This is a genomic window from Novosphingobium beihaiense, assembly GCF_022832375.1.
Taxonomy (GTDB): Bacteria; Pseudomonadota; Alphaproteobacteria; order Sphingomonadales; family Sphingomonadaceae; genus Novosphingobium; species Novosphingobium beihaiensis.
The window spans coordinates 127,772-147,552 of the sequence record NZ_JALHLG010000009.1; the positions used below are offsets into that span (position 1 = coordinate 127,772).

Genomic DNA, 19,781 nt, shown 5'->3' on the forward strand with positions numbered 1-19,781 from the left:
TGCGGGCAATCGCTCATTTCCCCAGCGAAAAGCTCATGCGGTACTGCGGCCTCAGCGTCGCCATGACCTTGCCCGTCACCGGCAGCGTCACTTCGTAAGTGCCTTCCGCATAGGGCCCCGCCTCGTATGGCGCGACCAGCACGCCGATGCGGTCGAACGTCTCGTGGTTGGACGAGCCCAGAATCAGCGTCTGCGCCACCGGGTCGATACATTCGGTGAAGATCTGCCCGCTGCCGCGCTGCACCGGCTCGCCGCGCTTCTGCTCCCGCTGCTTGTCCAGCGCATCGCAGAAGGGTTCGCGGATCGCCTTGCGCAGGGCATCGGTGCTGGTGAACAGGTCCGTGGGCTTGCGCACCTTTTCGACGCGGCGGTCCCACAGCAGCGAGTCGAAATTGCTCATGCCGTGCGCGCCGCCAGCGTAGCTGTAGAGTTCGGCCGAGAGCGAAAGCCAGCCCGGCAGGTCCGTCACCACCTTCCACGTCGCGCCGTAGCTGTGCGGACGATAGGGGAAGCCCTCTTTCTTCGCGGCCTTCTCCTCGTCGCTCGACGTCGAGGCAAGCTGTTCGCGCGCATCATAGAGCCGCGTGTCGAGCAGATCCTTGAGCCGGGGAATCGCCCCCGCCGCATCCGGATAGGAAAAGCTGAATTCATAAAGATCGTTGGACGCCGCCACCGAACGGCCCATGGCCCCGGCGGGTTCGGGCGGGATCTCGCTCGGGGCCTCACTCGGCACGGCTTCTCCGGTGGGGAGCACCACTTCGGCTTCGGGCACGCTGGTGGCGGACGCCGAGCCGCCGGAGGCGCGGGAATCGTCCTGACTGCCCGTGCAGCCGCCCGCCGCCAGTACTGCCGCCAATACCCATCCGCCTTGCCGCATTAAGATTCCTCTCGCGCTTGTGCTCGCACCAAGGCTAGAGAAATGAACCATGAGCGACAAGAATGCATTGATCCAGCCCGACCGCGGCCAGAAGGCCATTGCCATCCACCTCGTCGACAAGGACGGGCTGGAGGCCTTCCTCAAGGAACGCACCCCGGCCCAGCGCGCCGCACTGGCCGCGCACAGGTTCGCGGCGGACGGCTATGACTATGCCATTATCCCGGACGGCGAGGACTGGGCCGTGGTCTCGGGCGTCGCCAATGCGGCGGAACTGTCGAGCTGGTGCATGGCCAAGCTCGCCGAAAAGCTGCCCGCCGGCACGTACCGCCGCGCCGGGGGCGAGCCGGGCCCGGCGATGTTCGGCTGGATCACCGGCCAGTACCGTTTCGACCGCTACTTGTCCGAACCGGACGAGGAAGGCCCGCGCATTCTCCTGACCGGAGAGCCCAAGGCAATCGGCCCTGTCACGGCAGAAGCCGAAGCGGCGATGCTGGTGCGCGATCTCGTCAACACCCCGGCCGAGGACATGGGCCCCGCGCAGATCGAGGCCGAGGCGGAAAACCTGCACAAGGCCTTCCGCGCCGAGATCAAGGTGACGCGCGGCGATATGCTGGAGCAGGACTTCCCGATGGTCCATGCGGTGGGCCGCGCCGCCGCGCGCAGCCATGCGCCGCGCATGATCGAGCTGGAATGGGGCGATCCCAAGCACCCGAAAATCGCAGTGATCGGCAAGGGCGTGTGCTTCGATTCGGGCGGGCTCGATATCAAGCCCAGCTCCGGCATGCTGCTGATGAAGAAGGACATGGGCGGCGCCGCGCATGCGCTTGCCCTCGCCCGGCTGATCATGCAGGCGCAGCTTCCGGTGCGGCTGCACATGCTGGTGCCTGCGGTGGAAAATGCCGTGTCGGGCAACAGCTTCCGCCCCGGCGACGTGCTGAAGAGCCGCGCGGGGATCTCGGTGGAGATCGGCAATACCGATGCCGAGGGGCGCCTTGTCCTCGCCGATGCGCTGGCCCGCGCGGGCGAGAACGAACCCGAGCTGGTGATCGATTTCGCCACGCTGACGGGCGCCGCGCGCGTCGCGGTGGGGCCGGATCTGCCCGGGCTCTTCGCCCGCGAGGATGCGACGGCCGAGGCCCTGCTCGCAGCAGGCAAGGCCACAGACGATCCATGCTGGCGCCTGCCGCTGCACGAGGGCTACCGCGAGTACCTGAAATCGGACGTGGCGGACATCAACAACGCGGGCTCCAGCGGCTTTGCCGGAGCCAGCACAGCGGCGCTGTTCCTCGACAAGTTCGTGCCCAAGGGGATCGACTGGGTGCACTTCGATACGTTCGCCTGGCGCCCCGCCGCCAAGCCGGGGCGGACCAAGGGCGGTGCCGCTCTGGGGCTGCGCGCGGCCTGGCACATGGTGGGTCAGCGTTTTGCCTGAACTTGCGATCTCGTCATGACCCGGCTAAGCGCCCCCATCTTTGCCTTTGGAGACGCACAGACGTTGGCCGCCGACGATACCTATACCCGCCCTTCCACGCTTGAGGGCATGCTTGCCATGACCGGGCCGAGCGTATCGGCGGACCCCGGCTGCCTTCCCGTGCGCGGCGATCTGGCGCATATCAAGCTGGCCGGGCATTACTTCGTGCCGCACTATGCGGTGCCGATGCCGCATACGATCAAGGCAGGTGCCGTGCTGCGCGCGGCGGCGCTGCCGGAGGGCGAGGCCATCATCGACCTGCCGCAGGGTGGCGTGTTCAACGTGCTCGATATCGCGGGGAGCTGGGCCTGGGGCCAGCTCGGCGAGGACGGGCAGGTCGGCTACGTCCTGCTCGATCAGCTCGAAGCGGTCGTCTGATGGGCGCGAGCGTCTTCATCGACGGGGCGGCGGGCACCACGGGCCTTGAAATCGCGGACCGGCTTTCGGGGCGGAGCGAATTCGATCTCGTCATTCTCGACGATGAGCGGCGCAAGGACGATGCCGCCCGCGCCGAAGCGCTCAACGATGCCGATTTCGTGATCCTGTGCCTGCCGGACGAGGCCGCCAAGGCCGCCGTCGGCATGATCCGCAACGATCGCACGCGCTTGATCGATGCCTCTTCCGCGCACCGCGTGGCGCCGGGCTGGACTTACGGCTTTCCCGAAGTGATCGGGCGCGACGCGGTGGCCTCGGCCCGCTTCGTCAGCAATCCGGGCTGCTATCCCACCGGCTTCATCGCGCTGGTCGCGCCGCTGGTGCGCGCCGGGCTGCTGCCGGCCGACTGGCCTTACGTGTGCCATGCCGTCTCGGGCTATTCGGGCGGCGGCAAGGCGCTGATCGCCCGGTTCGAGGAAGACCGCGACATCGCGTTCCGCGCCTATGGGCTGGCGATGGGCCACAAGCACGTGCCGGAAATGACCGTGCACGGCGGCCTTGCCTACCCCCCCCTGTTCGCGCCCGCCGTGGTGGCCGCGCATCGCGGCATGGTGGTGGAAGTGCCGCTGCAATTGGTGGCGATGAACAAGCCCGGCTCGGTCAGCGCGATGCGCAAGGCCCTCGCCGAATTCTACGCAGGTAGCCCGATCGTGAAGGTCGAGACCGATTCGCCCGACGAACTGCTGCTGCGCGCCTCGATGGAGCCGGTGGACACGCTCACCTTGCGCGTCTTCGGCGCCAAGGACGGCAGCCAGGCCCGGCTTGCCGCCGTGCTCGACAACCTCGGCAAGGGCGCCAGCGGCGCGGCGGTGCAGAACCTCAACCTGATGGCCGGGCTGGACGAAACCGCCGGGCTGCGGCTGTGAGACCAATCCTCCCTGTCGCGCAGCGATGGGGAGGTGGCAGCCCGCAGGGCTGACGGAGGGGTTTTGAGCCCCCTCCACCACCAGCTTCGCTGGCAGTCCCCCTCCCCATCCCCTGCGGGGACAGGGAGGAATGGCCACGTCAGCTTTTCCGCGCGCACGCCCCATCGCCCGCTGGCGAATGCGGGATAACGCCCGAAGGAAAGACACGGCAGGCGGTGCGGCCGGCGTGTGGGGCCTGGCACGACAGGCTTGGCATGGCTCCTTCATTGCGAACGGCAGGCAAGGGGAACGCAAGGTCTTGCCGGCACGGCCCTGGCGGACGAAGCGCCTGCGGGACGGGCTCGCTCCCCTGCCGCAGACCCTTTGGGTTTTCCCCCAAAGGCCAAGGACTTCGCCGCGGATGCAGGCGGCCCGTCCTGCGGGCACACCGGCCGCATGCGGGTGACATGTGAGCGAAGGCCTGCCGCTCCCCGAACCCGCCGCTGCGCCAGTGGTGACTGACGCGCGGAACAAATAACCTATATGGTTCATTTTGTCAAGAATGCGTTACGCCACGGGCTAATGGCATCGCACGCCCGCTTCGGCCAGCCGCCCACCGCCCCCCGGAACGGCCGCGACCGGTCCCGGCGCCGGGAAAGCGCCGCGATCCGGCGCTGAAATCCGCATTGCACAATTTTAAGGCACGGGATGCTCAAATCTTGAACAGAACTTGCGGCATTATGCCCGGCGACTGCCCGAAGACTTGTTATATGACCGGGCAAATCGTGCGATTCCGCTCTTTTCGCGCCTGCACACATGCCCTACCAATACAACCACCGCATTGGCACGATTCTTGATGGGAATCGCGCGCGAGGCATCTGGTTCCCGGACCGGAAACCTCTTCGATAAAGTCCGGGGACAAATGCAGGGGTCTAGGCAGGCGTGAAGAAGATCGAAGCTATCATCAAGCCTTTCAAGCTCGACGAAGTGAAGGAAGCGCTCCACGAAGTGGGCGTGTCCGGCATTACAGTAACCGAGGCCAAAGGCTTCGGGCGCCAGAAGGGCCATACCGAACTCTATCGCGGCGCCGAATACGTGGTCGATTTCCTGCCCAAGGTGAAACTCGAAGTCGTCGTGCCCGACGCGCTGGCCGAACGCGTGGTGGAAGCCATCGCCGACGCCGCGCAGACCGGCCGCATCGGCGACGGCAAGATTTTCGTCGTGCCCGTGGAAACGGCGGTGCGCATCCGCACCGGCGAACGCGACGACGACGCGCTCTAAAGTTTCCGGCCTCGCGCCGGAGACATCATCCGCCCGGCCTGGCCGGGCACCAAGATCGGGTCCGGCACCAGCCGGACCGGGGATACGCCGGAATGGGGGCCGGCACCGTTCCCGGAATGCCATCCACCCCTATCCTCTTCCGCCGCGCGGAAGTGTAAATCTGGAGAACCAAAAACATGGCAAGTGCAAAGGACGTCCTCAAGCAGATCAAGGACGAGGAGATCGAGTGGGTCGATCTTCGCTTCACCGACCCCAAGGGCAAGTGGCAGCACCTGACCATGGTCTCGTCGGTCCTGGGCGAAGACGAACTTGAGGACGGCCTCATGTTCGACGGTTCGTCGATCGAGGGCTGGAAGACCATCAACGAGTCGGACATGATCCTCAAGCCCGACCTCGACGCGGTCTATATCGATCCGTTCTCGGCCACCCCGATGCTGATCCTGTTCTGCGACATCGTCGAGCCTTCGACCGGTGAGCTCTACGCCCGCGACCCGCGCTCGACCGCCAAGCGCGCCGAGGCTTTCGTCAAGTCGGCCGGTTTCGGCGACACCGTGTTCGTCGGCCCGGAAGCCGAATTCTTCATGTTCGACGACGTGAAGTTCTACGACGAGTACGACGGCAACGGCTTCAAGCTCGACGACGTCGAACTGCCCGGCAACTCGGACAAGAGCTACGACACCGGCAACCTCGCCCACCGTCCGCGCGCCAAGGGCGGCTACTTCCCGGTCGCCCCGGTCGACAGCTGCACCGACATCCGCGGCGAAATGGTCTCGACCATGATCGAAATGGGCCTGCCCTGCGACAAGCACCACCACGAAGTGGCGGCTGCCCAGCACGAGCTCGGCCTGACCTTCGGCACGCTGACCACCACCGCCGACCGCATGCAGATCTACAAGTATGTCGTCATGATGGTCGCACAGGCCTACGGCAAGTCGGCCACGTTCATGCCGAAGCCGATCATGAAGGACAACGGCTCGGGCATGCACACCCACATCTCGGTGTGGAACGAAGGCGAGAACACCTTCGCCGGTAACGGCTATGCCGGTCTGTCGGACACCTGCCTGTACTTCATCGGCGGCGTCATCAAGCACGCCAAGGCGCTGAACGCCTTCACCAACCCGACCACCAACAGCTACAAGCGCCTGGTCCCGGGTTACGAAGCGCCGGTGCTGCTGGCCTACTCGGCCCGCAACCGTTCGGCCTCCTGCCGTATCCCCTACGGCGCGGGCACCAAGGCAAAGCGCGTGGAATTCCGCTTCCCCGACGCGATGGCCAACCCCTACCTGTGCTACTCCGCGCTGCTCATGGCCGGCCTCGACGGGATCAAGAACAAGATCCACCCGGGCGATGCCATGGACAAGAACCTCTACGATCTGCCGCCGGCCGAACTCGCCGAAGTGCCGACCGTCTGCGGTTCGCTGCGCGAAGCTCTGGAATCGCTGACCGCCGACCATGCCTTCCTGCTCGAAGGCGGCGTGTTCACCGAAGACCAGATCGAAGCCTACCTCGAACTGAAGTGGCCCGAAGTGCTGCGCTGGGAAACCACGCCGTCGGCCGTCGAGTTCGACATGTACTACAGCGCCTGATCTTTCGATCGGGCGGCGAACCAGTTCGCCGAGTGGGGCGTCCGGAGCAATCCGGGCGCCCTTTTCGCTGGAGGGCCGTGGCCGCATTCGCCACAAACCATTTTCCTACAGGCCCGCTTCCGGTTTACTTGAGTCGCCTTTTCCCGCCCGACACGGAGAAGGCCGATGCTCGACCGCAAGCCGATTTTCGATGAAGTGCGCCGCATGCTGGGGCGCGGGTTCGATGACAGCGAGGTGGCCCGCCTCGACAGCGCGATAGACCATGCCGTGGGCGCCACGCCTCTTACCGCGCAGCCCGAACACCGGCTCGGCCCGGCGGGCAAGGCGCTGATCCGCAAATGGGAGGGCTGCGGCAAGTGCCGCGCCGACGGCCGCTTCGACGCCTATCCCGATCCCGGCAGCACCGACGGCGCGCCCTGGACTATCGGCTGGGGCTCCACCGGGCCGGACATAGCGAAAGGCACGGTCTGGACTCAGGCGGAATGCGATGCCCGCTTCGACCGCGATATCCAGCGCTATGCCGATGCGGTTTCCCGCGCGCTGGGCGATGCGCCCGCAACGCAAAACCAGTTCGATGCGCTCGTCTCGTTCCATTACAACACCGGCGCCATCGCCAAAGCCACGCTGACGAAGCTGCACTGCCAAGGCCGTTACGCCGAGGCGCAGAAGGAATTCGGCAAATGGATCTACAACGACGGCAAGCCGATGCCCGGCCTCAGGGACCGCCGCGCGGAAGAAGCTGAGCTGTATGGCAGGGAGTGATGCGGCAAATCCTCCCTGTCCCCATAGGGGATGGGGAGGGGGACCGCCCGCGCAGCGGGTGGTGGAGGGGGCTCAAAACCCCTCCGTCACGCACTTCGTGCGCGCCACCTCCCCATCGCTACGCGACAGGGAGGAGTGTGAATGCCCCGCTCATCCGGCAGCCTTATTGCCAGCCTTCACACCGGAACAGGCCGCAGCATCACAACCGCGGCAGCGTCACGCCCTGCTGGCCCATGTACTTGCCCGCACGGTCGGCATAGCTCGTCTCGCACGGTTCGTTGCCCTGCAGGAACAGGAACTGGCAGGCGCCCTCGTTAGCATAAATCTTCGCGGGCAGCGGCGTGGTGTTGGAGAATTCCAGCGTCACGTGCCCTTCCCAGCCCGGCTCCAGCGGGGTGACGTTCACGATAATGCCGCAGCGCGCATAAGTGCTCTTGCCAAGGCAGATCACCAGCACGTCCTTGGGCACGCGGAAATATTCGACCGTGCGGGCGAGCGCGAAGGAATTGGGCGGGATCACGCAGACGTCCGTCTCGCGATCGACGAAGGAATTGGCCGCGAAATCCTTGGGATCGACCACCGCTGAATCGACATTGGTGAAGATCTTGAACTCGGGCGCCACCCGCGCGTCGTAGCCGTAGGAGGACAGGCCGTAGGAAATGCACCCGTCGCGGCGCTGGGCCTCCACGAACGGTTCGATCATGCCATTTTCCAGCGCTTGGCTGCGGATCCACTTGTCGCTCAGAATCGCCATGACCGGGTGATTGCCGAAGCCCCCCGCCGGAGCAAGAGACAGGCGGAAATTGTCCACCAGCCCGCTCCAGCAGGGGAGATATTCCTCAGTCCGCGCCTTTCACCAGCAGGCGCCCGTAGAGCGGCTGGATCGGCCGTGCATTGTCGCCCATGATCGCATGAAGCGCCGCGATCTGGCCCGCGCTGGCCGTGGCATGGTGGGTCGCGACATGCCAGCGCACGCCCTCGGTGCACGGCGGCGTAGTCAACGATCCCTCGTAGCGGAACACGGCGAGATTATCCGGCAGCAGCCTGGCCGGATCGAACGTGACGTGCGGCACCTCATGCGCGCCCGTCTCGGTGCGGGGCGCGGCCTTGATCAGCTTTTCCAGCTCCGGATTGACCGCACCTTCCTCGAACAGCACGCCCAGCACTGCGTAGTTCCCGGCATAGTCCACATGCACGAAGTGGGCGACCATCGGATAGGGAATGCCGTAGACGGTCGCTTCGGACGGCGTGTGGAAATGCACCTGCAGCAGCTTGTAACGCGCGATCCCGCTGCTCAGCACCGAGCCTTCGGGGATATTGGCCTGCACCGTATGCCCGTTGTTGAGGATCGTAAGCGCCCCGGGGCGGTAATCCGCGCGCACCTTGAAGGTACCGATTTCGGCTGCCACGCCCAGATCGATGGGCGATTGCATATGCCCGGACTTGCAGGCGCTGAACGCGGGCGAGAGATCGCCCCAATGCTCCGGCCCTCCGGTGCTGCCGCCGTAGGACCAATGCGGTCCATGCACTGCAACCGGCGCGGCCGCATGCTGCACGCTCGCGGTTTCATGCCCCGGACCGTGGCCGGATTCGGCGAATGCTCCCGGTGCCAGCACGGCAACCCCGAGAGCAGCGGCAAGCTTCACTCTGACAGTCATGGCAAAAAGCCCCCCTCTTCCCATGGGGGCCTGTCTAGACACGAACGCGCTAAGCCCTTGGCAACCACGCCCTCCGGACGATTGACTAGAGGCCTTTCAACCGGCGAAAACCAAGCCCGGCGCGCGCCTTTGGCGGCTAGAGGAAATCTTCCAGCGTGAGCGTCACTTCGCGGACGGCGCCATCCGTTTGCAAACGCAGCGGAACCCGGCTTCCCGCCGGTCCCTGAAAACGCTCGATCAGGTCACCGAAGTCCGCATCCAGAATGCGGTCTCCGGCCTTTATGCCCGCCTGTGCGGCGGGGCTCCCCGCACCGACGACCTCCGCGATGAGCCCGCCATGCTCCCGGCCGATCCAGATCCCCGCGCGGTTGTAGCGGTTCAGGTGCGTCGCGGCGGGAAGCGCATTGCGGCGCAAGTAGAGTTCGTCCTTGGCGGCATGGGTGGCCATGTTGAACAGCCGCAGCACCGGCAGGCCGATGATGCCGTTGTGAAACGTGCTCCACTGCACATCCTCGACAAGGGAAACCGGAACGTCTTTCAGAACCGTTCCCGCCAGAGTGACATCGGTGCGGATCAGCCGCCCCTTTCCGCCCGGGGCAGTTGGCGTCCAGCGCTGCGAATCCCACTTCCACAGGCCCGCCGCTTCGGCCGCCTTGCGATAGATCCTCAGCGCGGAGGGCATGCCGGTATCGAGCCCCAGCCGCAGGCTTGTGCCCCCCAGCACGGCATCGGCAAACAGGAACGACGACCCGTTGCGGTTGCCGCTTTTGACGAGCGCCTTGTCATAGCGGGTCCAGCCTGTGCGGTCGGGCGTTTCGTCTTGGTATATCCGCCATATCTGGTTCTCGTAATCGAGTTCACCCGTCACCGAACTCAGCACCCCGGCGGCAAGCGATCCGCGCACGCCTTCGCCAAACCCGAAATTCTTGACCCCGGCAAAAACCGCCGAAGGCTGACGGACCTTGCCGCCGAAAATGAGATCCCGCACTTCGTATATCGGGAAAACCTTGGTGCCGATGCTGAGCGACAACCGCGAACCGCCGACGCGCTTGAGTTTCAGCGCCTCGACCAGTTTCATGTCGATCAGCCCCACCGTGCCGCCGGTATCGAACACGAAAGGAAACGGCCCCTCCCCGTCCGCCATGCAGGAGACCAGGACGCGGCCTGGTGTGAGATGAATGGGAATGTCGATCGTCCCGCCCGCCCCGGAAACGGCCCATGCGGCTTGCGGCGGCACCAGTCCCGCCAGGGCCGCCCCGCCCGCACAGGAAACGAAAGTGCGGCGATCGATCGGCATAGGCATTCTCCAACGCGCTTGCAGAGCAGCTTTAATACAGCAGCTTACGCCCCGATGAAATGGATAACCTGTCCGAATCGCGCCGCTTTATTTCAAGTTTAACTTCCGCTTGGTAGTTAGCCGCCCATGACCAGCCCTGCCCGTATTCTCGTCGTCTTCGGCACGCGTCCCGAAGCGATCAAGCTTTTCCCCGTCGTCCACGCGCTGAAAGCCGATCCGCGCTTCGAATGCGTGGTCTGCGTCTCCGCGCAGCACCGGCAGATGCTCGATCAGGTGCTGGAGATTGCCGGGATCGTGCCCGATCACGATCTGGACGTGATGCAGCCGGACCAGACGCTCGACGCGCTGACCGCGAACCTGCTCACCGGCCTCGGCAAAGTCATGGACGCAGTGCAGCCGGATCGCGTGATCGTGCAGGGTGATACCGCCACCGCCATGACCGGGGCGCTCGCAGCCTATTACCGCAAGGTGCCGGTCGATCATGTCGAGGCGGGCCTGCGCAGCTACAATATCTATCATCCCTGGCCCGAAGAGGTGAACCGCAAGATCATCGGCGCCATGGCCAGCCTGCACTTCGCCCCCACCGCGACGAGCGAGGCTGCGCTGCTGAAGGAAGCCGTCGATCCCGCGCGCGTCCACGTCACCGGCAATACGGTGATCGATGCGCTGCACTGGGTTTCGGACAAGATCGAACGCGAGCCCGCCCTCGCCTCTGGCCTCGCCGAACTGGAAGCGAAGTTCGCGGGCAAGCGCATCATCGGCGTCACCAGCCACCGGCGCGAGAACTTCGGTGAGGGCATGGAACAGATCGCACAGGCTATTCGCGAAATCGCCGCGCGGCCCGATACGGCGGTGATCTTCCCCGTCCACCTCAATCCCAACGTGCGCACCGTGATGAACGAGCGCCTCTCCGGCCTCGGCAATGTCGCGCTGATCGAGCCGCTCGACTATCCGCACTTCGCGCGGCTGCTCAACATCGCCGAAATCATGCTGACCGACAGCGGCGGCGTGCAGGAGGAAGCGCCTGCGCTCGGCAAGCCGGTGCTGGTCATGCGCGAGACCACCGAACGGCCCGAAGGCGTGGAGGCGGGAACCGCGAAACTCGTCGGAACCACGGCGGCCACGATCGTTACCGAAATATCAACCTTGCTCGACGATACCACGGCTTACGAAGCCATGGCGCGCGCCCACAATCCCTTCGGAGACGGGCAGTCCTCGCGCCGAATCGTGGAGCTGCTCGCGAATGAAATCGGACAATAAACCATCGGTCTGCGTCGTCGGCCTCGGCTATATCGGACTTCCCACCGCCGCCGTGATCGCGCGCGCCGGGTGCAAGGTGCTCGGCCTCGACGTCTCGCAGAAGGTGGTGGACACCATCAACCGCGGCGAGATCCATATCGAGGAAGTCGATCTGGACGGACTCGTCCACGGCGTCGTCTCGCGCGGGCTGCTCTCCGCGTCCACCGAAGTCACGCCCGCCGATGTCTTCGTGATCGCGGTGCCCACGCCTTTCGACAAGAACCACGCGCCGGACATTTCCTATGTGCTCGCCGCCGGGCGCACCATTGCGCCGGTGCTCAAGCAGGGCGACGTGGTGATCCTCGAATCGACATCCCCGGTCGGCACCACCGAACAGTTGCGCGACATGATCGCCGAGATGCGGCCTGACCTGAAAGTGCCCGGCGTGACCGGCGAAATTCCCGACATTTCCATCGCCTATTGCCCCGAGCGGGTGCTGCCCGGGCGCATTCTGGAAGAGCTCACTAACAACGACCGCTCGATCGGCGGCGTCACCCCGCGCTGCGCGCGCAAGGCGCTGGCCTTCTACAAGCGCTTCGTGCGCGGTGAGTGCGTGACCACCGATGCCCGCAGCGCGGAAATGACCAAGCTGGTCGAGAACGCCTATCGCGACGTCAACATCGCTTTCGCCAACGAACTGTCCATCGTCTCCGACAAGATGGGCCTCGACGTGTGGGAAGTGATCCGCCTCGCCAACCGCCACCCCCGCGTGAACATTCTTTCGCCGGGCCCCGGCGTGGGCGGCCACTGCATCGCGGTGGACCCCTGGTTCATCGTCCACGGCGCGCCTGAGGAAACCCCGCTGATCCGCACCGCGCGCGGGGTGAACGATCACAAGATGCACCACGTGATCGCCAAGGCCGAAGCGCTGGTGGAAGCGCATCCGGAAGCGAAAGTCGCCTGCCTCGGCCTCGCCTTCAAGGCCAATATCGACGATTTCCGCGAGAGCCCGGCGCGCTTCGTCACCAGCCGCCTCGCCCGCAAGTTCGGCAGCCGCATCCACGTGGTGGAACCCTATGCCGCCGAGCTGCCGATCGAATTCACGGATACCGGCGCCGTGCAGATCGACATCGACGATGCGCTGGAGACCTGCGAAATCCTGATCGTGCTGGTCGATCACGACGTGTTCCGCGTGGTCCCGCTGGCCGAACGCGCGGACAAGCTGGTCTACGACACCCGCGGCATCTGGCCCGACCAGCCCCGCGTCGTGCGCGAGGAAGAGGCGCGGCTGAAACTGGTGGGGTGAATGGCCCCAGCATTCCTCCCTGTCGCCCTTCGGCTGGCTGGCAAGCCAGCCGCTCAGGATAAACTGCCCCTTTGGGCAGCGATGGGGAGGTGGCGCGCACGAAGTGCGTGACGGAGGGGTTTCCCCCCTCCACCACCAGCTGCCTTTTGGGCAGTTTACCCTGAGCGGCCGGCCTGACGGTCAGCCGAAGGGCGGGCGGTCCCCCTCCCCATCGCTTCGCGACAGGGAGGAGTGGCAGGTTCCGGACGGAAAATCCGGACAGGCCCGGCCCGAAAACGCACGGGGATTCGAAATCCCAGGAACCCCATCCGTCTGCCGCGCGTTATCCTCTTAATATCGCTGCCGAATACGCGATGAACCGTTCGGAACGGGCGGCAGTCAGCCTGCGCCTTCGCTATGGCTGCAAGCAATTGCCGCTATAACCGCTGGCGATGAAACTGCTGCCCGCCGCACTCGCCGCCTTCGCCATCCTGACTGCAACGCCCGCCATGGCCCGGCCGCTCCAGTGCGTGCCTTATGCCAGAGCGCACTCGGACATCGATCTGCATGGCAACGCCGCTACCTGGTGGGCCAAGGCGCAAGGGCTCTATGGCCGGGGCAACACGCCCGTCGCCGGGTCGGTGCTGGTGTTCAAGGCGACCGGCGCCATGCCGCTGGGCCATGTCGCGGTGGTGGACAGGATCGTGGACGGCCGCCACGTCATTCTCAATCACGCCAACTGGTCGCGCCCGGGCCTGATCGAGACTTCGGCCATGGCCGAAGACGTGTCCGCCGACGGCGACTGGAGCAGCGTGCGCGTGTGGTATGCCGGTTCGCGGTCGCTGGGCGTGCGCGAAAACCCCACGTTCGGCTTCATCTATGGCCCGCAGGAGCAAGTGGCGGACGAAACCGCCACGCACGACCAGTTCGACGCCGCCTTTTCCGCCTTGCCCTCGGCAGGTTGAACCGGCGGACAGGCAGGCCTGCACATGAACCCGCGATAGCGGCTGGAAATGCCTTTCGCCTCCTGCTAATTCACCGCCTCATGATGAACCCGCCCGAAACCGTCTACACCGATTCCCACCGCGTCTGCTGCGACGGCGCTACCGACATCCGCGCCGGCGCGGCGCTCGGCCATCCGCGCGTCTGGCTGGAGATCGACGAGAAGGGCTATGTCGAATGCGGCTATTGCGACCGCCGCTTCGTGCTCAAGGGCGGCCCGGCGGATCAGCAGGCGGCGTAAACGGCCGTTCCAATTCCCGCTGCGCGCCCTATATCAGGGGGCATGACAGCACCCGATCCCCGCTCGCTCCTTTACCGCCAGCTCACCCCCGAAGACGCGCAGGCGCTGGCCGCCGAAACGCTCAAGGGCTGTGACGACGGCGAACTCTTCATGCAGTTCGTGGCAAGCGAGGCGTTCGGCTTCGATGACGGCAGGCTGAAAACCGCCGACTATTCGCGCGATGCGGGCTTCGGCCTGCGCGGCGTTTCGGGCGAGATGACGGGCTTCGCCCACGCCAACGAGATTTCCGCCGCCGCCATCCGCCGCGCGGGCGAAACGCTGCAACTGCTCGATCCGGCCAAGGCCGCGATGGCGCCGCCCCCGGTGAAGAGCAACCGCCACCTCTACACCGATGTCTCCCCCCTCGATCTCGTCGGCTTCGGCGAGAAAGTGAAGCTGCTCGAAACCATCGATGCCGCCGCCCGCGCCCGCGATCCGCGCGTCGCGCAAGTAAGCGCCTCGCTCACCGGGTCATGGTCGGTCGTCGAGATCGTGCGCGCAGACGGGTTCCTCGCCACCGACGTGCGCCCGCTGGTGCGGCTCAATGTCTCGATCGTCGCCGAGAGCAACGGGCGGCGCGAAACCGGCTCGTTCGGCGTCGGCGGCCGCTGGCTCTACGAAGACCTGTTCAAGCCCGAAACCTGGAACGAGGCGATCGATACCGCGCTGGCGCAGGCCCTCGTCAATCTCGAAAGCGTGGATGCCCCGGCGGGCGAAATGCCGGTGCTGCTCGCCCCCGGCTGGCCCGGCGTGATCCTGCACGAGGCGATCGGCCACGGCCTCGAAGGCGATTTCAACCGCAAGGGCACCTCCGCGTTCGCCGGGCGCATCGGCGAGCGGGTGGGCGCGCCGGGCGTCACCGTGGTGGACGACGGCTCGCTCGAATCGCGGCGCGGCTCGCTTTCCATCGACGACGAAGGCACGCCAACACAGGAAACCGTGCTGATCGAGGACGGCATTCTCAAGGGCTACATGCAGGACCGGCTCAATGCCCGGCTGATGGGCGTCGCGCCCACCGGCAACGGCCGCCGCGAAAACTATGCCCACGCCCCGATGCCGCGCATGACCAACACCTTCATGAAAGCGGGCAGCGACGATCCCGCCGAACTGCTCAGCCGCATCAAGAACGGCATCTTTGCGAAGAACTTCGGCGGCGGGCAGGTCGATATCGTCTCGGGCAAGTTCGTGTTTTCCTGCGTCGAGGCCTACAAGGTCGAGAACGGCAAGCTGGGCGCCCCGATCAAGGGCGCCACGCTGATCGGCGATGGCCCCTCGGTGCTGACCAAGGTCAAGGGCATCGGCAACGATCTGGAGCTGGACCGCGGCGTGGGCGTATGCGGCAAGGGCGGCCAGAGCGTGCCCGCGGGCGTCGGCCAGCCGACGCTGCTGGTGGAAGGGCTGACGGTGGGCGGCACCGCCTGAGCCAGCCGCATGGCAGTCAGCCAGCGTTCAGCAGTGCACATTACACTGCCTTGGCGGGTGAGGTTTGCGTAAGGAGAGATGGCCATGAAGACGTTGACCGCAGCAGTTGTTTCAACCTTTGTCGCCGCCGCTGTTCTCGCTGCCCCGGCCGTGCAGGCCAAGCCGAAGCTGACCGGCGAGGAAAAGCTCGCCAAGATGCTGGAAGGCCGCGAGGCTGGAAAGCCGGTGAACTGCATCACCATGTCGCGCGTTACCGACACCACGGTGATCGACAAGACGGCGATCGTCTACCGCGTGGGCTCGACGCTCTACGTCAACCGGCCCACCAATGCGGACCTGCTCGACAACGACGATCTTCTCGTGACCCGGCTCTGGGGCTCGCAGCTGTGCAGCGTCGATACCGTGCAACTGTATGACCGCATGGGCGGCCACATGTGGAGCGGCTTCGTCGGCCTTAAGCAGTTCGTGCCGTACAAGAAGATCAAGAAGTAGGCGCCGGGGCCGGGCTGGGCAGACAGGCCGCCAAGCTGGTCAGCCCCTGCCGTCCAGACGCCGCCCGATCGTCACCACATCCTGCACGTCATAGCCCAGTGCTTCGTAGAAGCCGCGCGCTTCGGCATTGCTGCCGCGCACCATGAGCTGGATCTTGGGGCAGCCGCGTGCCGTGAGCCATTGCTCGCTCGCCTGCATCAGCGCGCGCCCGATACCCGCATCCCGGCACGCGGGATCGACGCCGAGATAATAGACCCAGCCGCGATGGCCATCGAAACCCACCATCACCGTGCCCCGCAGCGCCGCGCCCTCCCTTGCCAGCAAGATGGTTGATGCAGGCCCGGCCAGCGCCAGATCGAAATCGGCCCGCGCATCGTTCCACGGCCGCGTCAGCCCCACTGCCTCCCATAACGCCACAACGCCCTCCCAGTCCGCTGGAAGGGCCGCATCGATTTCTATTGCCACTTGTCTTGCCATGGCCCGTCCATGCCACGGATCTGCGCATTCCACTGCTCTTTTTCCCGAATGATTAGAGCATCGTGCGTTTTATGTGCACCACCTCCGCTCGTCCTGAGCTTGTCGAAGGACGTTGGCGCAGCGCCGGGACAGCCCCCCCTTCGGCTGGCTGCTTGCAGCAGCCGCTCAGGACTGGCTTCGACAAGCTCAGGGTGAGCGGAGTATGTTTCAAATTGAAGGTTCGACGCTACAGGCTCAATAGATGTTAATCATCTGAACAATTCTAGAACAGAATAGAATTAATGCACTTATCAATTTTACTTCAAATCTATACAGAATATAAATGTCGCAACAACGAAATAGAACTGACTCAAAATCTTCATAAAACTTTTTTGTCCCCATTTCTGTTTTCCGGCCGTCTTCCGTGGCGGGCGATCACTGGAGACAGGCATAATGCCGGGGCACAACACACCTGCATCATCTGCCGCACATTGGCCGGGGCTTTCCCGCGCGTCGCAAGGTGGGCGCCCGTATTCGCGCCGCTCCGCATGCCGGGCGGTTCAATCGACACCACACCTTGGTGACTCCTTGGATTTGAAAGGACGATCTTGATGCGTCTTCCCGTTGTTATGCGCCGGCTTGCCCCGTGGATCGCAGCGCCGCTGGCCCTGCTCTTCACCGGCAATGCCATCGCCGCCTCCATTCCGCACGATCAGGTTCAGGCACTTCCCGCCGATGCGGAAAGCTACATGTTCAAGTTCCAGCCGCTGCTCAAGGTCGAGGACGGCTGCGTGCCGTTCCCAGCCGTCGATGCCAGCGGCAACACCAGCGGCGGCCTTGCGCCCAGCGGCTCGCGCAATGGCGGCTGCTCGTCCAGCGTCGGTCAGATCTATGTGCGCGCGCAAAGCCACTATGGCCTGTGCGCCGTGATGTATGCCTGGTACTTCCCCAAGGATCAGGTGCTCGACGGCCATCGCCACGACTGGGAAAGCGCCGTCGTGTGGCTTTCGGAATGCAGCACTTCGGCCACGGTCGAAGCGGTGTCCTATTCCGCCCACAGCGGCTACGACAAGTCCACCTCGCCGCCGATGTCGGGCGATCACCCGCTGGCGCGCTACTACACCAACGGCTTCACCAATCACCAGTTGGGCTCGACCTCGTCGCAGGGTGGCCAGCAGCCGCTGATCCAGTGGGAAAAGATGCCCGCCGCCGCGCGCAATGCGCTGACCAACACCAATTTCGGCTCGGCCAACGTCCCCATGAAGGACGCGAACTTCGCCAACAACCTCGTCAAGGCCGACTTCCGCTGACACGAGGCCTTGCCGCATAAACGAAGCGCGCCGTGGAAGCTCCGCGGCGCGCTTCAATCACGGTAAAATAACAACTATGGAACCAATGCCGGGCGCAATCTGAAATGCAGTTGTAAATTTGCGTCAAAATAATAGTTATATCATAAATTAATTTCAAACTGACATACTTTATATTTCGGAATTTTAACTGAACAACATAACAACCCCATGAGACACCGCACCAAGACTTACGTGCTTGCAACGTGCTTATGGAGAGAAAGTACAGTGGAAACCGAAACCATAGCCATTGAAACCAGAGCTGCCGCCCGCAGCGCGACCCCTGAAGCCGGCATGGGTTTTGACTCGGTGCTGGGACAGCTGCGCAGCAATACAGCGATCGAATTCGAAACCATCGCAGGCGGTTCGGCGGTCCAGCTCAAGGCCGTTACCTGTTCCAGCATGGAGGAAATGGGCACCGCGCTGGAAATCAACCAATCGCTTTCGGCCGGTTTTGCCAAGTTTGGAAAAGTTGACCAGAAACTGGAATTCGCCACCCAGCAGAAAGTCACGACACAAAGCGTTCAGGTGGTGGTCTATGCAAAGAACGTCACCAGGACCGTTTCCGTCAAGGACGTATCGCTCAAGCGCGGCGTTCAGGACGAAGGCCTTGCCGAATTTTTCCGGATCTATGGCGATTCCTATATAAGCTACGCGGAATATGGCGGCGAATTCTACGCGGTCTACACGTTCTTTACCCAGACACGGGAAGAGCAGACGAGAATTGCCGCCGAAGTGAACACGATCGTCAACAGAGGGGTCGTCGACGTCTCGGCCAGCATACAGACCGAGTTCAACTCCTTCCTGAAATCGACGGAAACCAGCTGGGAAGTGCAATACGACTTGCGCGGCATGGGCAAGACGCCCCTGCCCGACAAAGCGGAGATCTTCGATTTTGCCCTGACGATCCCGAATATCCCGGTGGCCGACGAAGACAGAGTGGTGCTGGGCACGGAAAGCTCGGGTTATGACGATGCCGCCGGTCTCACGCTGGACTTGACCCAGGTGAAAGACAACCGCGCGTATTTTCTCGGAGACTATGCAACCGGCGGTCTGGCGGCCGATGTGATCGCGCTGCAGGCGCGGCGCAACGGCGCGGACTGGCTGGAGCAGATATACGGCACTTATGCCATAGAACTCCCCGCCGAGCTGCAGAACTACATCGCCAGCATCGAGACCGGCACCACAAAGGCGATGGAGCAATACGACGCCTATTCCCGCAATCCGCTGCAAGCCTTCACCAGACCAGACCTTCCCGTGCTGGAACAAACGCCGCCGGTCCTGTTCGTTTTGCAGCCCAATCCTTTCCCGCCGCAATGGGGCGGCGGCGGCGGCGGGTATTGGGGGTACGGCAATATCGAGGACGCCGTGATCAACAGGCGGCGGCTTGACTACATTTACGTCCGGGGCGGCTCCAACATAGACCGCATCGCGCTGAAATATAAATCCTTCCTCGGCGGAGAACCGGACGCGGCTTCGGAAACGCACGGCGCCAAAGACGGCAACATACACCGGGAAATGACCATTCAGCCGGGCGACGCGGTCAAGACCGTGAAAGTGACCCACTCGGATTGGCTGCACTACCTGGAGATCGTGACCAAGGAGACCAACGGCATCACCGTCGGCTCGCCCGGATCACGCACCGTCCGTTCGCTCACCGTGCCCGAAGGCGCGGCGTTCCTCGGCTTTCAGGGGCGTTCGGGCGATCGCATCGACAGGCTGCAGGTGATCTACGCCGAACTCAAGCTGAAGTGGTAGCCCGGCAGCACCTGCCAGAACCCGCATGAAAGAAAGGGCCCGCATCGCTGCGGGCCCTTTCCGGTAAACGCTCGCTGGCCCCGGCAAGCCTGCCTTGCACCGGGAAGGGGCATCGGCCTGCCAGACGGATCACTCCCACTCGATTGTTCCGTTGATTATAACATATTGATCAACAACGGAAAAAATAATCCTCACCGTTTCCCACCGCCTTCAACACCGTCAAAATATCATAGTCCTGATTTCATTGAGAAATTCAGGCCTCTTTTGAGAAGCCACCTTTCGAAGACAT

19 protein-coding genes are annotated in these 19,781 nt (G+C 64.2%); 14 read left to right on the forward strand and 5 right to left on the reverse strand.

Translation table 11 applies throughout. The features are described from left to right. Window positions 1-13 precede the first annotated feature (13 nt). Complete coding sequence (locus MTR66_RS08975) at window positions 14-856, reverse strand: DUF3298 and DUF4163 domain-containing protein (protein WP_243919931.1); 843 nt, start codon at window positions 854-856, stop codon at window positions 14-16. A gap of 70 nt (window positions 857-926) precedes the next feature. On the opposite strand from MTR66_RS08975, the gene MTR66_RS08980 reads away from it, so the two are divergent. The 6 genes from MTR66_RS08980 (at window position 927) to MTR66_RS09005 (ending at window position 7,257) form a co-directional block, all read left to right on the forward strand. Then, window positions 927-2,309, forward strand: coding sequence for a leucyl aminopeptidase family protein (locus MTR66_RS08980; protein WP_243919933.1), 1,383 nt, complete (start codon window positions 927-929; stop codon window positions 2,307-2,309). A 15-nt stretch (window positions 2,310-2,324) separates the two neighbouring features. Continuing rightward, the gene (locus tag MTR66_RS08985) at window positions 2,325-2,726 is read left to right on the forward strand and encodes an SH3 domain-containing protein (RefSeq protein ID WP_243919935.1); all 402 of its coding nucleotides are present in this window, start codon (window positions 2,325-2,327) and stop codon (window positions 2,724-2,726) included. Continuing rightward, the gene (gene argC, locus MTR66_RS08990; RefSeq protein ID WP_243919937.1) at window positions 2,726-3,649 is read left to right on the forward strand and encodes an N-acetyl-gamma-glutamyl-phosphate reductase; all 924 of its coding nucleotides are present in this window, start codon (window positions 2,726-2,728) and stop codon (window positions 3,647-3,649) included. Before MTR66_RS08985 ends, argC begins: the two co-directional genes overlap by 1 nt. 921 nt (window positions 3,650-4,570) lie before the next feature. After that, entirely contained in the window at window positions 4,571-4,909 is a 339-nt protein-coding gene (locus MTR66_RS08995) for a P-II family nitrogen regulator (protein ID WP_008832116.1), read from the forward strand. Window positions 4,910-5,085: 176 nt separating this feature from the next. Next, the gene (gene glnA / locus MTR66_RS09000) at window positions 5,086-6,495 is read left to right on the forward strand and encodes a type I glutamate--ammonia ligase (protein ID WP_243919939.1); all 1,410 of its coding nucleotides are present in this window, start codon (window positions 5,086-5,088) and stop codon (window positions 6,493-6,495) included. A gap of 165 nt (window positions 6,496-6,660) precedes the next feature. Further along, on the forward strand, window positions 6,661-7,257 hold the full coding sequence (locus tag MTR66_RS09005; protein WP_243919941.1) for a lysozyme: 597 nt from the start codon (window positions 6,661-6,663) through the stop codon (window positions 7,255-7,257). Window positions 7,258-7,456: 199 nt separating this feature from the next. Here the strand turns inward: MTR66_RS09005 and dcd are convergent, their stop codons facing one another. The 3 genes from dcd to MTR66_RS09020 all read right to left on the reverse strand — a co-directional run bounded on the left by dcd (window position 7,457) and on the right by MTR66_RS09020 (window position 10,212). Next, entirely contained in the window at window positions 7,457-8,011 is a 555-nt protein-coding gene (gene dcd, locus MTR66_RS09010; RefSeq protein ID WP_243920237.1) for a dCTP deaminase, read from the reverse strand. Between the two features lie 85 nt (window positions 8,012-8,096). Beyond that, a complete protein-coding gene (locus MTR66_RS09015) occupies window positions 8,097-8,915 on the reverse strand; it encodes a carbonic anhydrase (protein WP_243919943.1) in 819 nt (272 codons plus the stop codon). A 136-nt stretch (window positions 8,916-9,051) separates the two neighbouring features. Beyond that, the gene (locus tag MTR66_RS09020; RefSeq protein ID WP_243919945.1) at window positions 9,052-10,212 is read right to left on the reverse strand and encodes a PDZ domain-containing protein; all 1,161 of its coding nucleotides are present in this window, start codon (window positions 10,210-10,212) and stop codon (window positions 9,052-9,054) included. 126 nt (window positions 10,213-10,338) lie between these two features. Between MTR66_RS09020 and wecB the strand changes: the two genes are divergently transcribed. From wecB to MTR66_RS09050, 6 genes are all read left to right on the forward strand, one after another. Next, window positions 10,339-11,472: a non-hydrolyzing UDP-N-acetylglucosamine 2-epimerase gene (gene wecB, locus MTR66_RS09025; RefSeq protein WP_243919948.1), complete on the forward strand. Its 1,134-nt coding sequence runs from the start codon at window positions 10,339-10,341 to the stop codon at window positions 11,470-11,472. After that, window positions 11,456-12,757 (forward strand): UDP-N-acetyl-D-mannosamine dehydrogenase, encoded by a 1,302-nt coding sequence (gene wecC / locus MTR66_RS09030; RefSeq protein WP_243919950.1) that lies wholly within the window; start codon window positions 11,456-11,458, stop codon window positions 12,755-12,757. Before wecB ends, wecC begins: the two co-directional genes overlap by 17 nt. A gap of 431 nt (window positions 12,758-13,188) precedes the next feature. Further along, the gene (locus MTR66_RS09035) at window positions 13,189-13,701 is read left to right on the forward strand and encodes a CHAP domain-containing protein (protein ID WP_243919952.1); all 513 of its coding nucleotides are present in this window, start codon (window positions 13,189-13,191) and stop codon (window positions 13,699-13,701) included. Between the two features lie 80 nt (window positions 13,702-13,781). Then, window positions 13,782-13,979: a zinc-finger domain-containing protein gene (locus MTR66_RS09040; RefSeq protein WP_243919954.1), complete on the forward strand. Its 198-nt coding sequence runs from the start codon at window positions 13,782-13,784 to the stop codon at window positions 13,977-13,979. A gap of 42 nt (window positions 13,980-14,021) precedes the next feature. After that, window positions 14,022-15,440, forward strand: coding sequence for a metalloprotease TldD (gene tldD / locus MTR66_RS09045; protein WP_243919956.1), 1,419 nt, complete (start codon window positions 14,022-14,024; stop codon window positions 15,438-15,440). An 84-nt stretch (window positions 15,441-15,524) separates the two neighbouring features. After that, a complete protein-coding gene (locus tag MTR66_RS09050; protein WP_243919958.1) occupies window positions 15,525-15,932 on the forward strand; it encodes a hypothetical protein in 408 nt (135 codons plus the stop codon). 39 nt (window positions 15,933-15,971) lie between these two features. Here the strand turns inward: MTR66_RS09050 and MTR66_RS09055 are convergent, their stop codons facing one another. Continuing rightward, a complete protein-coding gene (locus tag MTR66_RS09055; RefSeq protein WP_407673033.1) occupies window positions 15,972-16,409 on the reverse strand; it encodes a GNAT family acetyltransferase in 438 nt (145 codons plus the stop codon). A 608-nt stretch (window positions 16,410-17,017) separates the two neighbouring features. Between MTR66_RS09055 and MTR66_RS09060 the strand changes: the two genes are divergently transcribed. Both MTR66_RS09060 and MTR66_RS09065 read left to right on the forward strand, forming a co-directional pair. Then, entirely contained in the window at window positions 17,018-17,698 is a 681-nt protein-coding gene (locus MTR66_RS09060; RefSeq protein WP_243919962.1) for an NPP1 family protein, read from the forward strand. A gap of 330 nt (window positions 17,699-18,028) precedes the next feature. After that, on the forward strand, window positions 18,029-19,492 hold the full coding sequence (locus MTR66_RS09065; protein ID WP_243919964.1) for a jacalin-like lectin: 1,464 nt from the start codon (window positions 18,029-18,031) through the stop codon (window positions 19,490-19,492). The last annotated feature ends 289 nt before the right edge of the window (window positions 19,493-19,781 follow it).